At 73.2% G+C, this 15243-nt stretch carries 12 protein-coding genes and 1 pseudogene; 7 read left to right on the top strand and 6 right to left on the bottom strand.

The window, feature by feature from the left end; translation table 11 throughout:
* Positions 1-55: 55 nt before the first annotated feature.
* The 4 genes from AB0J10_RS05580 (at position 56) to AB0J10_RS05565 (ending at position 5755) form a co-directional block, all read left to right on the top strand.
* Positions 56-2296 (top strand): molybdopterin oxidoreductase family protein, encoded by a 2241-nt coding sequence (locus AB0J10_RS05580; RefSeq protein ID WP_363058086.1) that lies wholly within the window; start codon positions 56-58, stop codon positions 2294-2296.
* A gap of 330 nt (positions 2297-2626) precedes the next feature.
* Positions 2627-2950, top strand: a complete 324-nt coding sequence (locus AB0J10_RS05575; RefSeq protein ID WP_363058279.1) for a hypothetical protein — start codon at positions 2627-2629, stop codon at positions 2948-2950.
* Positions 2951-3263: 313 nt separating this feature from the next.
* Positions 3264-4655 (top strand): aldehyde dehydrogenase family protein, encoded by a 1392-nt coding sequence (locus AB0J10_RS05570; protein ID WP_363058084.1) that lies wholly within the window; start codon positions 3264-3266, stop codon positions 4653-4655.
* A gap of 17 nt (positions 4656-4672) precedes the next feature.
* Positions 4673-5755, top strand: coding sequence for a Zn-dependent alcohol dehydrogenase (locus AB0J10_RS05565; RefSeq protein WP_363058082.1), 1083 nt, complete (start codon positions 4673-4675; stop codon positions 5753-5755).
* Between the two features lie 19 nt (positions 5756-5774).
* Here AB0J10_RS05565 and AB0J10_RS05560 read toward each other — a convergent pair whose 3' ends face one another.
* A complete protein-coding gene (locus AB0J10_RS05560) occupies positions 5775-6356 on the bottom strand; it encodes a putative glycolipid-binding domain-containing protein (protein WP_363058080.1) in 582 nt (193 codons plus the stop codon).
* 143 nt (positions 6357-6499) lie between these two features.
* On the opposite strand from AB0J10_RS05560, the gene AB0J10_RS05555 reads away from it, so the two are divergent.
* Positions 6500-7834, top strand: coding sequence for an MFS transporter (locus AB0J10_RS05555; protein WP_363058078.1), 1335 nt, complete (start codon positions 6500-6502; stop codon positions 7832-7834).
* Positions 7835-8048: 214 nt separating this feature from the next.
* Here AB0J10_RS05555 and AB0J10_RS05550 read toward each other — a convergent pair whose 3' ends face one another.
* Positions 8049-8732, bottom strand: a complete 684-nt coding sequence (locus tag AB0J10_RS05550; RefSeq protein WP_363058076.1) for a TetR/AcrR family transcriptional regulator C-terminal domain-containing protein — start codon at positions 8730-8732, stop codon at positions 8049-8051.
* 64 nt (positions 8733-8796) lie between these two features.
* On the opposite strand from AB0J10_RS05550, the gene AB0J10_RS05545 reads away from it, so the two are divergent.
* Both AB0J10_RS05545 and AB0J10_RS05540 read left to right on the top strand, forming a co-directional pair.
* Complete coding sequence (locus tag AB0J10_RS05545; protein ID WP_363058277.1) at positions 8797-9948, top strand: acyl-CoA dehydrogenase family protein; 1152 nt, start codon at positions 8797-8799, stop codon at positions 9946-9948.
* A 164-nt stretch (positions 9949-10112) separates the two neighbouring features.
* On the top strand, positions 10113-10736 hold the full coding sequence (locus AB0J10_RS05540; RefSeq protein ID WP_363058074.1) for a TetR/AcrR family transcriptional regulator: 624 nt from the start codon (positions 10113-10115) through the stop codon (positions 10734-10736).
* A gap of 155 nt (positions 10737-10891) precedes the next feature.
* Here AB0J10_RS05540 and AB0J10_RS05535 read toward each other — a convergent pair whose 3' ends face one another.
* The 4 genes and pseudogenes from AB0J10_RS05535 to AB0J10_RS05520 form a co-directional block, all read right to left on the bottom strand.
* The gene (locus AB0J10_RS05535; RefSeq protein WP_363058072.1) at positions 10892-11353 is read right to left on the bottom strand and encodes a MaoC family dehydratase; all 462 of its coding nucleotides are present in this window, start codon (positions 11351-11353) and stop codon (positions 10892-10894) included.
* Between the two features lie 217 nt (positions 11354-11570).
* Positions 11571-12284, bottom strand: a complete 714-nt coding sequence (locus AB0J10_RS05530) for a YoaK family protein (RefSeq protein WP_363058070.1) — start codon at positions 12282-12284, stop codon at positions 11571-11573.
* 189 nt (positions 12285-12473) lie between these two features.
* Positions 12474-13575, bottom strand: a pseudogene (locus AB0J10_RS05525) (RNA ligase (ATP)).
* 438 nt (positions 13576-14013) lie between these two features.
* On the bottom strand, positions 14014-14625 hold the full coding sequence (locus AB0J10_RS05520) for a hypothetical protein (RefSeq protein WP_363058068.1): 612 nt from the start codon (positions 14623-14625) through the stop codon (positions 14014-14016).
* Positions 14626-15243: the final 618 nt, after the last annotated feature.

Below are 15243 nucleotides of genomic sequence, written 5' to 3'. Positions count from 1 at the left end.
CGGTATGCTCGCCGTGCCCGTGCGTCATCGCTGCCGCCGCCCCGGGGAGGGCCCCATGCCAGGAACCGACGCCACCCGCACCGCCCTGCGGATCTGCCCGCTGTGCGAGGCCACCTGCGGACTGAGCCTGACCGTCGAAAAGGACGGCGCCGGGGAGCGGGTCGGCGCGGTCCGCGGGGACCGCGCCGACGTCTTCAGCAAGGGATTCATCTGTCCCAAGGGCGCTTCCTTCGGCGCCCTGGACTCCGACCCCGACCGGCTGCGGGCCCCGCTCGTGCGCGACCGGAACGGCGAACTGCGCGAGGCGGGGTGGGACGAGGCGTTCGACCTGATCGCCGCCCGGATACGGCCGCTGATCGAGAAGCACGGCCCGGACGCGGTGGGCGTCGTCCTCGGCAACCCGAACGTGCACACCATGGCCGGCGGGCTCTATCCGCCCGTGCTGCTGTCGACGCTGCGCACCCGCAACCTCTTCACCGCCAGCACCCTCGACCAGATGCCCAAGCACGTCTCCAGCGGACTGCTCTTCGGCAACGCCGTCGCGATCCCGGTACCCGACCTGGACCGCACCGACCACCTGCTGCTCCTCGGCGCCAACCCCCTGGACTCCAACGGCAGCCTGTGCACCGCGCCCGACTTCCCGGGCCGGCTCAAGGCGCTGCGCCGCCGCGGCGGCCGGCTCACCGTGGTCGACCCCCGCCGTACCCGCACCGCCCGGCTCGCCGACCGGCACGTGGCCATCCGGCCCGGTACGGACGCGCTGCTGCTCGCCGCACTCGTCCATGTGCTGTTCGAGGAAGGACTCGCCGACCCCGGCCCGCTCGCCGGGCGGGTCGAGGGCGTGGACGACGTGCGCGAGGCGGTACGGGACTTCAGTCCCGAGGCCGTGGCAGCGGCCTGCGACCTGGACGCGGCCGTCGTCCGGACCATGGCCCGCGAACTCGCCGCCGCGCCGACCGCCGCCGTGTACGGCCGGATCGGAAGCTGCACCGTCGAGCACGGCACCCTCGCCAGTTGGCTCGTCGACGTCCTCAACGTCCTCACCGGCAACCTCGACCGGCCCGGCGGAGTACTCTTCCCACTCGCCGCGCACGACCGCGCACCCCGCCCCGCCACCGAACCGGCCCCGCCCGGCAAGGGCTTCGCCCTCGGCCGCTGGGCCAGCAGGGTCGCCGGCCACCCCGAGGTCAAGGGGGAACTGCCCATCGCCGCACTCGCCGAGGAGATCGAGACGCCCGGCGAGGGGCGGATCCGCGCCCTGATCACCATCGCCGCCAACCCCGTGCTGTCCGCGCCCGACGGCGAGCGGCTGGACCGGGCGTTCGGCGCACTCGACCTCATGGTCAGCGTCGACCCCTACCTGAACGAGACCTCGCGCCACGCCGACGTCGTCCTGCCACCGCCGCCCCCGTCGCGCAGCGGGCACTACGACTTCTCGTTCAACGGACTCGCCGTGCGCAACCAGGCCCGCTACACCCCTCCCGCCGTCCCGCTCGACGAGGGCGTGCCGGACGAGTGCGAGATCCACGCCCGGCTGATCCTGGCGGTGGGCGGTATGCACGGTGCCGCCCCGGCCACGGTCGACGACATGGTCATATCGGCCTCCCTCACCCGGGCCGTCGCCGACCCCCGTTCGCCGGTGCACGGCCAGGACGCGGAGGAACTCGCGGGTCGGTTGAGCGGCCGCAGCGGGCCGGAGCGGCGCCTCGACATGATGCTGCGCCTCGGACCGTACGACCTCACCCTCGACGACCTGCTCGCGCACCCGCACGGCGTCGATCTCGGGCCGCTGCGGCCGCGGCTGGCCCAGGTGCTCAGGACCCGCAGCGGGCGTGTCGAACTGCTGCCCGGCCCCATCGCGGAAGACCTGCCGAGGCTGCGGCAGGCGCTCGGGGTGCGGGACGAGCGGCTGGTGCTCGTCGGCCGCCGTCATCTGCGCTCCAACAACAGCTGGATGCACAACGTCCCTGCCCTCAACGGGGGTTCGAACCGCTGCACCCTCCAGGTGAATCCCGACGACGCCGCCCGGCTGGGGCTGGCGGACGGCGCCCTCGCCCGGATCAAGTCGGCCGGGGGAGAGCTGGAGGTCCCGGTCGAGATCACCGGCGATGTGCGCACGGGGGTGGTGAGCCTCCCGCACGGTTGGGGGCACGACCGTCCGGGCACCCGCATGCGGGTGGCGGCGGCCCGTCCCGGCGTCAACGTCAACCAGCTGCTAGACGGCTCGCTGCTCGACCCGCTCTCCGGCACCGCCGTGCTCAACGGCTTCCCCGTGGAGGTGGCGCCGGCCCGCTGAGGTCCCGCGGGGCGGGGCGGCGGTGCGCTCCCCGTCGTCCCGACCCGCACCGGCGCCGAGCCGGTGTCCGCGCCTGTCGGCCGTACGCCGACACCTCGTCGACGTGCGACGACCGCACCTGACGTCGTCCGGCCGCCGGCTCCGCCGGTGGTCCGCGGACGAACGTGAGACGCGGTTCGTCGTCCGCAGGGAACAACGGCCCTCGGGACACGGCGGAACCGGGCTGAACGCCCGGAGGATCCACTGCGTACTAGTGGGCACCCGGGAACTCGAGCGTCTGTGCCTCAATTTTCGACAGGAGCGGCAATGACTGATGGTGACGGGCCGATCATGAAGGGACTCCCGGACGGCGGGGCCGAGCTGTCCGTGGTGCTCAGGCTGCGGTGGGAGGACGTGGCCGCGCTCGGCCGCGAGGCGAGTCGGCTCGCGGAGCAGCGCGGGGCGCCGGTGACGCTCGACGAGGCGGCCAGTCACCGGCTGCGGACCTGGTCGTCGGTGGCCAAGTCCCCGGAGGACAAGGGCCAGTCCGCCCCGGCGGCGATCAGCGGGGGGCAGCAGGTCGACCGCGGCCGTGCCCAGGTCGCGTCCATCTCCCCGCCGTCCGTCCGGCCGCCGCAGCCCTCCCCGACGGCGCTCGGTCAGACCCCGGCCTGAGCGCCCCCGCGGTGCGGGGCACCCCCCCCCATCCCCCGCAACCGCGGGCCGGACGCCGGACCGCCGGCCGGGCCCGGGATCCCGGCGCGTCCGGCGTCCGGTGACGCACCCCGGCCGCCGGACCGTTCGCCGCACACCGCCGCCGCGGGCCGGAGGCGGAGCGACCGGCCGGCCCGGTACCGTCATTCCCGGCTCCCGGGGCGGGCGGTGGGGGAGAATCGCACCACTCCGCACCCGGCCGCCCTGGCGTCAAAAAACTAACACCGCTAGTTTGGGCCCCGGTCAGCTCTTGCCGTGCCCGAAGGAGTAGCGGATGAAGGCCCACGACGGGATGTACATCGGCGGCGCGTGGCGCCCCGCCGCCGGTGCCGACACCATCGCGGTGGTCGATCCCGCGGACGAGCAGGTCATCGCCCATGTCCCGGCCGGCACTCCGGAGGACGTCGACGCGGCGGTGCGTGCCGCCCGCGACGCCTTCCCCGGCTGGGCCGCCACCGCGCCCGCGGACCGTGCCGGGTACGTCGCGGCGCTCCGCGACGTGCTCGCCGCCCGCAAGGACGAGATCGCCGCGACGGTCACCGCCGAGCTCGGTGCCCCGACCAGGCTCGCCGAGACCGTCCACGCCGGTCTGCCGGTGCTCGTCGCCGGTTCGTACGCCGAGCTGGCCGCCTCCTACGACTTCGAGGAGAAGGTCGGCAACTCCACCGTGCTGCACGAGCCGGTCGGCGTCGTCGGCGCGATCACCCCGTGGAACTACCCGCTGCACCAGATCGTCGCCAAGGCCGCGCCCGCCCTCGCCGCCGGCTGCACCGTGGTGCTCAAACCCGCCGAGGACACCCCGCTCATCGCCCAGCTCTTCGCCGAGGCGGTTCACGAGGCCGGGCTCCCGGCCGGCGTGTTCAACCTCGTGACCGGCCTCGGGCCGGTCGCCGGTCAGGCCCTCGCCGAGCACCCCGGCGTGGACCTGGTCTCCTTCACCGGATCCACCGCCGTCGGCCGCCGCATCGGCGCGACCGCGGGCGGCGCGGTCAAGCGCGTCGCGCTGGAACTCGGCGGCAAGTCCGCCAATGTGATCCTCCCCGGGGCCGATCTCGCCCGCGCCGTGAACGCCGGGATCGCGAACGTCATGTCCAACTCCGGCCAGACGTGCAGCGCCTGGACCCGGATGCTGGTGCACAGGGACCAGTACGAGGAGGCGGTGGCCCTGGCCGCCGAATCCGTCGCCAAGTACGTCCCCGGCGACCGCCTCGGCCCGCTCGTCAGCGACCGGCAGCGGGAACGCGTCCGCGGCTTCATCGAGCGCGGCGTCGCCGAGGGCGCCCGGCTCGTCGCCGGTGGCCCCGAGGCCCCGCGCGAGAAGGGCTACTACGTCTCGCCGACCGTCTTCGCCGATGTCACCCCGGAGATGGCCATCGCGCAGGAGGAGATCTTCGGCCCGGTCGTCTCGCTCATGGAGTACCAGGACGTGGACGACGCCCTGAGGATCGCCAACGGCACGGTCTACGGGCTCGCGGGCGCCGTATGGGGTGAGCAGGACGAGGCCGTCGCCTTCGCCCGCCGGATGGACACCGGCCAGGTCGACATCAACGGCGGCCGTTTCAACCCGCTGGCACCCTTCGGCGGGTACAAGCAGTCGGGCGTGGGCCGTGAACTCGGCACGCACGGCCTCGCCGAGTACCTGCACACCAAGTCCCTGCAGTTCTGAACCGGGAGACAACCACCGTGGTCCGCGCCGCAGTCCTGCCCTCCGTCGGCTCCGCCCTGGAGATCATCGGCATCGAACTCCCCGAGCCGGGTCCCGGCCGCGTGCGGGTCCGCCTCGCCGCAGCCGGGGTCTGCCACTCCGATCTGTCCCTGTCCGACGGCACCATGCAGGTGCCGGTCCCCGCCGTCCTCGGGCACGAGGGCGCGGGTACGGTCGTCTCCGTCGGCGAAGGCGTCACCCATGTCGCCCCCGGCGACGCGGTGGTGCTCAACTGGGCGCCGTCCTGCGGGCGCTGCCACCACTGCTCCATCGGCGAGGTGTGGCTCTGCGCCGGTGCGCTCAGGGGCGCGGGTGCCGTCCACGCCGTCACCGAGGACGGCACCGAACTGCATCCCGGGCTCAATGTCGCCGCCTTCGCGGAGGAGACCGTCGTCGCGGCGAACTGTGTGCTGCCGCTCCCGGAGGGAGTGCCGCTCACCGACGCCGCGCTGCTCGGCTGCGCTGTCCTCACCGGCTACGGCGCGGTCCATCATTCGGCCCGGGTCCGGGAGGGGGAGTCCGTCGTCGTCCTCGGTGTCGGCGGGGTCGGCCTCGCCACCGTCCAGGCGGCGCGGATCGCCGGCGCCTCGAAGGTCGTCGCCGTGGACGTGTCGCCCGCGAAGGAGGAGCTCGCCCTCGCCGCCGGGGCCACCGACTTCGTCGTCGCCTCGGACAACACCGCCCGCGAGGTCCGCGGGCTGACCGGAGGGCAGGGCGCCGACGTGGCCGTGGAGTGCGTGGGCCGCGGCGTGACGATCCGCGCCGCCTGGGACTCCACCCGGCGGGGCGGACGGACCACGGTGGTCGGCATCGGCGGCAGGGACCAGCAGGTCACCTTCCACGCCCTGGAGCTGTTCCACTGGGGACGTACGCTCTCCGGCTGCGTCTACGGCAACTCCGATCCGGCCCGGGACATCCCCGTGCTCGCGGAGCACATCCGGGCCGGCCGGCTGGACCTGAGCACCCTCATCACCGAGCGGATCGGCCTGGACGGCATCCCGGCCGCCTTCGAGAACATGCTCGCGGGCAAGGGCGGCAGAGCACTCGTCGTCTTCCCGTAGGCGGATCGCCCGGGGGTCGTCAGCCCGCGCGGACGGCGATCCCGGGGTACTCCAGTGGCAGCCCGGACTCGTCGTAGACGATCCGGGACGAGAAGCCGTGGGCGGGCGCGCGGTAGTCGTAGCAGGTGTGGGTGCCCCGGTCGACGGTGCGGGTGTAGGTCTGCTCCAGCCGTTCCACGGTGAGGTCGTGGGCCCGCACCCACACGGCGGGCACGGACGCCTCGGTGCCGTGGGGCAGCGCCATACGGCGCACGGGCAGGGTGTTGGTCATCGCTGACGCCTCCAGGTCGACGTCGAAGCAGCCGTCGAGATACGGCGCCCGTTCGCCGTCGACCGCCCAGTGGCCCGAGCCGTCCGACTCCAGCAGCACCGTTCGGCTGCCGGAGGGCGAGCGGCCGCGGACCCGAGCCGTCCGCGTCCGCCATGTCGTGTCCAGTTCGATGTCGTACTCGACGGCGAAGGCGTCGCCGTCCTCCGTGCCGGCCGCACAGCCGTCGATGCGCCGGCCGTCGTCCGCGACCCGGAAGAACGCCACTTCGAAGCCCTGCCTGGAGTCCTGGTGGAGCCAGGCCGCGGTCGCAGGCGGATTCGTGAATTCCACGCGCCCACCCTCGCACGGCCCACACGCTACTGACGGGTAATGATAGAGCAAAAAGTCCTGTCGCGCGACCCGTTGACCTCCATACCATCCGGTCGGTACGGTCCCCGCACCCTTGGTCCCCGCACCCATCGGAGTGTGCACGCATGGACACGGCACCCCCTTCCCCGCTCGCCGGGAATCCACAGGCGACCGCTCCCACCGACCGGCACCGCCGCCGCGTGGCCGGTGCCGCCGCTCTGGCCTCGGCCGTCGAGTGGTACGACTACTTCGTCTTCGGCATCGCCGCCGCACTGGTCCTCGGCGACCTCTACTTCCCGGCGGGCAGCGCCTCGGCCGGAGTCCTCGCCGCCTTCGCCACCTTCGCCGTCGGATTCCTCGCGCGTCCCGTCGGCGGGATCATCGCCGGACAGCTCGGCGACAAGCGCGGCCGCAAGCCGATGCTCGTCCTCGCCCTCACCCTCATGGGCCTCGCCACCACCGGCATCGGACTGCTGCCGACGTACGAGACCATCGGTATCGCCGCGCCGCTGCTCCTCGTGCTGCTACGGGTGATGCAGGGCCTGGCCGTCGGCGCCCAGTGGGGCGGCGCGATGCTCATGGCCACCGAGTACGCACCGGAGGGCAAACGCGGGCTGTACGGCAGCCTCGTCCAGCTCGGCGTGCCCATCGGCGTGGTGACCGCCAACACCGTGTTCCTCGCCGCCGGTGCCCTCACCGACGACGCCGCGTTCGCGTCCTGGGGCTGGCGGGTGCCGTTCCTCGTCGGCTTCCTGGTGCTCGGTCTCGCCTGGTACATCCACGCCCGGGTCGAGGAGACCCCCGAGTTCCGCGAGGCCGAACGGGCCCTGGCCGAGCAGGAGAAGAGCGAGCCCCGCTCGCCGCTGCGGACCATCCTGCGCAGGCACCTGGGCACGGTCCTCCTGGCGGGCGGCTCCTTCGCCGTCAACACCGCGACCTTCTACATCATCATCACCGGCGTGCTGGACTACTCGACCCGCGAACTCGGGATGGAGCGCGAGGCGGTACTCACCGTGTCCCTGTGCGTGAGCCTCACCCAGCTCGCGCTGATACCGGCGTCCGCGGCACTCTCCGACCGCGTGGGCCGGCTGCGCATCTACGCGGCGGGCGCGATCGGACTGCTGGTGTGGGCGTTCCCGCTGTTCCTGCTCATCGACACCGCGTCGCTGCTGTGGCTGGCCGTCGGCACCTTCGTCACCAGTTGCTTCCTCAGCATCATGTACGGGCCCCAGGCCGCCCTGTTCGCCGAGCTGTTCACTCCCGAGATGCGCTACACCGGCGCCTCGCTCGGCTACCAGATCGCGGCCGTGTTCGGCGGCGGCCTGGCCCCGTTCATCATGGTGCTGCTGCTGGAGGCGTCTGGCACGTCGATGGCCGTCTCGGCCTACATCACCGTGCTGGCCGTTGTCGCGCTCGGTTCGATCAGGGTGCTCGCGAAGCGGGCGGCCGCCCGGGAGTGACCCCGGCCTCCCCGTCGCCGGTCCGGCCCCGCCGGGCCGGCGTACGGGAGCGCGGTCCGCCCTGCCCGCCGTGCGGACCGCGCGGCCGTTCCCGCACCGCCGCGCTTCCGCCCCGGTCCGCAGCAGGTCTCCGGGCGGACGGCGCCCCTCCCGCAGCCTTCCGGGCCGCTCCCGGGTTGAATGGATCACCAGCGTTGCCGGCGCCGGTGATCAATCAACCCGGGAGCGGCCCCAGGGGGCGGCCCCGTCCGCTTCCTTCGCGCGCGCCCATCTCGTACCGCGCCGCCAGCCCGTCCAGCAGGGCGCGCAGCCCCGTGTCGAACGCACCCTCGTCGATCCTCTCCTGGCGTTCGGCGAGGAGATGCGCCTGGCCCAGGTGCGGGTAGTCGGAGGGGTCGTAGGCGGTCGCGTCGTCGACGAAGCCGCCCGCGAACGAGCCGAGGGCCGAGCCGGTGATGAAGTAGCGCATCAGGGCGCCGATGTGGGTGGCCTGGGCGGGCGGCCAGCCCGCGCGGACCATCGCGCCGAAGACCGCGTCGGCGACCTTGAGGCCGGCGGGGCGTCGGCCGGGGCCGCGGGCCAGGACCGGGACGACGTTGGGGTGCTCGGTGAGGGCCGCCCGGTAGGAGACGGCCCAGTCGTGCAGCGCGGTCCGCCAGTCGCGCGGGTCGGACTCGTCGAACATCGACAGATCGACCTTGGCGCTGACGGCGTCGGCCACGGCGTCCAGGATCTCGTCCTTGTTGCGGAAGTGGTTGTAGAGCGAGGGGCCGCTGACGCCGAGTTCCGCGGCGAGGCGCCGGGTGGAGACCGCGTCCAGGCCCTCCGCGTCCACCAGCGCGCTCGCCGCCCCGACGATGCGTTCGCGGCTGAGGAGGGGCTTGCGCGGTCGGGCCATGCGGCACATAGTAGGCCCTGCCGAGCGGAAACTAGCAGTGTTAGTTAAAAGTGGGGTGGCCGTGGTGAACCTGGAGCTGAGCGAGGAGCAGCGGGCCGCGCGCCGGCTCGCGCGTGACTTCGTCGAGCGTGAGGTCGCCCCGTACGCCGCGGAGTGGGACCGGGCCGAGGACGTCGACAGGGCCATCGTGGAGAAGCTCGGCGCGGTCGGCTTCCTCGGGCTGACGATCGACGAGGAGTACGGCGGTTCGGGCGGCGACCACCTCGCGTACTGCCTGGTCACGGAGGAACTCGGCCGCGGGGACTCCTCGGTCCGGGGAATCGTCTCGGTCTCCCTCGGCCTCGTCGCCAAGACCGTCGCCGCCTGGGGGAGCGAGGAGCAGAAGCGCCGCTGGTTGCCGCGTCTCACCACGGGCGAGGCCCTCGGCTGCTTCGGGCTCACCGAACCCGGCACCGGCTCCGACGCGGGCGGCCTCACGACCCGCGCCGTGCGGGACGGCGACGGCTATGTCATCAACGGCTCCAAGATGTTCATCACCAACGGCACATGGGCGGATGTCGTGCTGCTCTTCGCCCGCACCGGCGGCGCGCCCGGCCACCGCGGCGTCTCGGCCTTCCTCGTCCCGGCCGGGACCCCCGGGCTGACCAGGCGCGCGATCCACGGGAAGCTCGGTCTGCGCGGCCAGGCCACCGCCGAACTGGTGCTGGAGGACGTCCGGGTGCCCGTCGACGCGATGCTCGGCCCGGAGGGCAAGGGCTTCTCGGTCGCCATGTCCGCTCTCGCCAAGGGCCGGATGTCGGTGGCCGCCGGCTGCGTCGGCATCGCCCAGGCCGCGCTCGACGCCGCCGTCGGCCACGCGGCCGCGCGTGAGCAGTTCGGCAGGCCGATCGCCTCGTACCAGCTGGTGCAGGAGCTCATCAGCGACATCGCCGTGGACGTGGACGCGGCCCGTCTGCTGACGTGGCGGGTCGCCGACCTCGTGGACCGGGGCCGGGACTTCGCCACCGCCGCGTCCCAGGCGAAGCTGTTCGCCTCCGAGGCGGCCGTCCGCGCCGCGAACAACGCCCTGCAGGTCTTCGGCGGGTACGGCTACATCGACGAGTACCCGGTCGGGAAACTCCTCCGCGACGCACGCGTGATGACCCTGTACGAGGGCACCAGCCAGATCCAGAAGCTGATCATCGGACGTGCCCTCACCGGGGTGTCGGCGTTCTGAGGGGCCGGCGCCGCGCCGGTGCGCCCGGCCGTGCGCCGTACGGCCTCCCCTGCCCGCGCGCGGCTTCACCCGGGAAGCCGTACCGATGCCCTAAGCGCTTGCTCAGGTTCGGGGTATGGTGTTCGTCCCGCACTCACAGGGACGGCGGGCGGAAAGGATGGGCCATGACTGCGGCGCAGGACACGACGGCCGAGGACGTGCCGTGGGGCGAGGTCGCGCCGGAGGCCGCGCGCAAGCTCCTCGTCGCCGCCGTCGAGGCTTTCGCCGAGCGGGGCTACCACGCGACGACGACCCGGGACATCGCCGGGCGGGCGGGCATGAGCCCGGCCGCCCTGTACATCCACTACAAGACCAAGGAAGAACTGCTCCACCGGATCAGCCGGATCGGGCACGACAAGGCGCTCGAGGTGCTGTCGGCCGCGTCCGGGAGCGGCGGCACGCCGGGTGAGCGGCTCGCCGAGGCGGTGCGCTCCTTCGTCCGCTGGCACGCGGGCCGGCACGACACCGCGCGCGTGGTGCAGTACGAGATCGACGCCCTTTCCGAGGAGCACCGGGCCGAGATCGTGGAGCTGCGCCGGCGCAGTGACGCCGTGGTGCGCGAGATCCTGCGCGACGGCGTGGAGGCGGGCGAGTTCGACGTCCCCGACGTGCCCGGCACCACGCTGGCGGTGCTGTCGCTCTGCATCGACGTGGCGCGCTGGTTCAACGTCCGGGGGCGCCGGACGCCGGAGGAGGTCGGCGAACTGTACGCGGACCTCGTCCTGCGCATGGTGTCCGCACGCAGGTAGCGGTCCCGCCGGGGCAGGGCCTCCCTGGCCGGGTCGCGGCCCGGGACCGGCAGCGCGGACGACGGCCCCGGCGGGACGGAAGCGGCGGCCCTCCGCGGGTGGTCCGTGCCGGAGGGCCCGCCCCTGGTGCGGGAGAAGTCCCGTCGATCAGTCGATCAGAAGAAGTAGCGGGACACCGACTCGGCGACGCACACCGGCTTGTCGCCGCCCTCGCGCTCCACGGTGACGACGGCGGTCACCTGCACGCCGCCGCCCGCCTCCTCGACGCTCTTGAGGGTCGCGCTCGCCCGCACCCGTGAGCCCACCGGGACGGGGGCAGGGAAACGGACCTTGTTGGTCCCGTAGTTGATGCCCATCCTCATGCCCTCGACCCGCATGATCTGAGGGACGAGCGCAGGTAGCAGCGAGAGCGTCAGATAGCCGTGCGCAATCGTCGTCCCGAACGGCCCGGCCGCCGCGCGCCCGGGGTCCACATGGATCCACTGGTGGTCGCCGGTGGCCTCGGCGAAGAGGTCGATCCGCTTCTGGTCGACCTCCAGCCAGTCGCTGTGTCCCAGGTGCTCGCCGACCCCGGCGGCCAGTTCCTCGGCGGACGTGAAGATCCTCGGCTCGGCCATGTCCCTGCCTCTCTCACCTTGTCCCTGTGCACATCTAAGCGACTGCTTAGTCTGGCCGGGTCGGCGGCTCCTGTCAACGGACGGCGGCAGGGGGCTCCTCCCGGCCGCCGGTACCCGACAGGCCTCTCCGAGCGCCGCCCGGCCGGACCCGGGAACGCGTCGGGCACCCGGAACCGCTGCGCTACGCTCCCGCCGACCGCGCCCGGGGCACGAACCGTCAGCCGGCCTCGGACGTCCTCTCCCGAGGCACCAGGGTGAAGCTCAGCGCGATCGCCACCACGATCACCGCAGTGGCCAGCAGGACCACGGCCGCGCTGAACCGGCCGTCGTGCAGCAGCCACGCACCGGCCAGACCGCCGGCGAACATGGCCGCCACCGAGGCTGCCCGCCGGACCTGGTGGCCCGCGCCGGACGCGATACGGGCGTCCACCGCGAGCGGGGAACCCCCGATCAGCGCCGTGAACGCCCGGGTCGTGACCGTCGTCGGCATGCCCGGTACACCCACCCGGAGCGTGGAGACGTTCCTGATCCCCATGGCCAGCCCCACCAGCCCGGTCACCATGTGGTGCCGCCCGGCGGGCGACTCTCCGTGCCGCTCGACCCACCACGCCACCGCGGCGGCGACCGCCAGCACCAGGCCCTCGGCGAGGAGCGCCTCGCGGAACCACCGGCGGCCCCGTACCTGCGACCTCGACTCGAACCGCGCCGAGAGCACGGCCCCCACGGTGAACCCCGCCAGCGAGGCCAGACACGGAGCGGTGGACAGTCCTGCCACTCCGGCCAGCGCGAACGACAACAGCAGCATGGTGCCGGTCTGGACGGCTGTGAACACCGGCCCAAGCACGAGGAAGCTGACCGCCTCGACCATCCCCGTCGTCAGCGTGAGCGCCACCATCGCCCACGTCAGGAAGGGTCCGTGTTTCACCTGCACCCGCCGAGTCTCCGCCCGCCCCGCTCCGGCCGGGACCCATTGCGCCGACCGTGGGCCCGGACCGCGGCGTACGGTGACGCCGGCCCGGGCGGACACGCTCCGGGGGCCGCGTACGGCACCGTGGGCCGCGGACGGCCAGGGGCGCACGGCGGCCCGCACCCCCGTGACGGGCCACCGTGCGCCGGACGGTCACTCGTACTCGGTGCCGCCCTTGCGGGTGAGATAGGCCGGGCTGACGCACTTGGCGATCGCCCTGCCCCCCCACCACCGGGCTCCAGCGCTCGGTCACGGGCCGGACGACGACCCCCTCGCGCAGATGGAGCTCCTCGCCCGAGACCGTCTCCCGGCCGCTCGCCAGCGCGAGCACCGTGTCCGGATCGAACGGTCCCTCGTACAGACGCGGCACCAGCGGGAGTTCCCCGTCCAGCAACCGCACGGCGTCCAGCCAGTGGACCCTGCCGTCGATCTCGGCCGACACGTCGAACACCGCGAAGCCGAGCCCGGCTGAGCGGGCGTTCGCGCCGTACGACAGGTCCTGCACCCCCGCTCCGTAGACCTCGCCGAAGATGCCGACCCTCGTCGCCCCCAACTCGGCGGCGAGCCTCGCCGCCGCCTCCGGAACCGCGTGGCCGCGCACCGCGCGCCAGTAGAGGTTGCGAGGGTCCTCCCTGAGCGCGAGGCCTTTCGCGCCGAACCCCTTGGACGACACCATCACCCTGCCCGAAGACCCTGCGGGCGGGACGGCGGCTCCGTGGTCCCCGGCGACGTAGGTCACCAGGCAGGCGGTCCCGTGGAGCTTCTCGGTGACGACGACGGGCTCGCCGGGCGCGAAGACGTCCGGATGACGCCGCAGGTTCTCGATGTCGACCCAGGGCAGCAGATCCGGTGCCGGCTCCACATCGCCGCTCATCGTGGGCGGGATCGGCGGCGACCACTTCGTGATGCCGAGCAGTTCCGCGAAGTCGGTGCCGTCGGCGGCGGCACGCTCCAGATCCGCCCCGGCGAGGGCCTCGGGCCTGCACACGATGCCCTGCGACAGCTCACCCCGCAGCCGGACCGCCTTCACCCTGTCGGACGCCTTGCCGGCCAGCCGTCCGGTCAGGCCCAGTTCGTCCACCAGCGCCGCGGGGAGAACCGCCTGCTCGGGGATGTAGACGGCGAAGTCGCCGCTGCGGTAGGCGCCCTTGGCGACGACCGCGCGGTACAGCCCCACCTGGGCGAGCTCCAGGGCGTCGGCGTTCGGATGCTCGTGGATCGTCAGCGGCTCGGCGGTGACGCGCAGCGTCGACATGGTCGGGCTCCTCGGTCGGTGTCCCGTCGGGCCCAACTCTCGCCGTCCACAAATCCGATGGGCGATCGATTTCCCGTCTGCTAGGGCTGTCCCGTGATCACCGGTGGATCGGCGAACGGGGTCGGATGCGGTGCATCACACGGCGGAGAGGCGCCCTCGTACCGGGCGTGCTCGGGCGATCGGACAACGCCGCGAGGTGCCGTGGCCGGCGTCGTGCGCCGCTGGGGATCACGGGACAGCCCCTGGTCGTGCGTTCCTGGGAGGACGTGGACGGGTCGGGGCAGATCCCGGTTGAGGCATCTCGAACAGGTGAGGGCCTTTCGGGTTCGGTACGGACCGCGTCGTCCGTACCGAACCCGAAAGGCCCTCGCGCCCCACCGGGACGAACACTGACCGGGACCGGACGGCTGCGTCCTGCCCCGCCCGCGCGTCCTCGCGCTACGCCACCGACGCCAGCTGCCTGCCGGGTGCCTCCTTGGCGGCCCTCAGTGCCTCGTGCGTCAGCACGGGCTGGGGCACCACGATCCCGCAGCCCGAGCACACGGGGCCGAACCAGGGCTCCTGGTCCAGGTCGTGCCGCCAGACGATCCGGTGGTCCGAGCACACCGGGCAGACCGCCGAGGGAGCCGCCTGCAGCGCGGTGATCAGCCGGCGCAGCACATCGGCGAGCGGATCCGTCGGGTGCACCCGGGGGTCGTCGCACCGGGCGATGCCGTTGCCGCCCCAGGTGCGCCGGTGCCAGTCGTCGAAGGACCCCGGCCGTCGCAGACCGTCGTGCTTCTCGCGCCTGCGCCGTGCCGCGAAGTCCCGTTCGTACACGAGCCACACGGCCCGCGCCTCCTCCAGTTCGCCGAGCGCGGCCACCAGCCGCGCCGGATCGGGATCCCTGTCGTCGGGCTCGATCCCGTGCCTGGAACACAGGTGGTCCCAGGTCGCCCGGTGCCCGTAGGGGGCGAACCTCTCCAGGCACTTGCGCAGTGAGTGGCGCCTCAGCGCAAGATCGCACCGCGGGTCGCGCACCTGTCTCGCAAGACTCCGGAATCCGGCCATCGCACTGCCACCTCCGTCGCTCGAACACCGTCGCTGGTACTTCCGCGTCAAGGAATGGACGTACGAGTACCCCGTCCGGCTCCCTCGAACATCCGTACAGCGAGATATGTGTGGCGATTCGGAAAGACCGGTGTACCGGCGCAGCGAACCGGCCGCGGTGATCCGGGGGAGGCGGACGGCCACGTCACGGCCGCCGCCGGGCCGCGCCGGGAGGTGCCGATTCCTTCCCGCGGCCGGGCGTTCGCGAGGGGCGGCGTCGGGCGGTGTGCTCCTCGACCGGTCCCGCCCCGCGGCGCCGCGGAGGAGGCGCAGGTCCAGGTGGTGGCCGTGCGGGCGCACCCGGTCGGGGGTGCCTCGTGCGCGTCCGCCGGCCGGGGCCCGGGTGTGAACGTCCGCACCGGTTCGACCGGTTCACCGGGCTGGTGGTGTTGGACGAACCCCGTACGAAGGTCGTTCCGTCCCAGGCGGTCATCGCCCGGGACGTACCCTCACGAAGGCGCCCTGAAGTCGCCGGTGCAGACGGGGTTTGGCCGATTCACGCCCCGCGCGCGGCGGCACGCGGACGGGTCCGGCGTCGAAACAGGACGTCGAAGACCTCGGGGTGGGCCTTCTCCACCT

It is taken from the genome of Streptomyces sp. NPDC049887, from assembly GCF_040656535.1.
In the GTDB taxonomy this organism is placed as follows: domain Bacteria; phylum Actinomycetota; class Actinomycetes; order Streptomycetales; family Streptomycetaceae; genus Streptomyces.
This window is presented reverse-complemented; position numbering and strand designations above follow the sequence as displayed.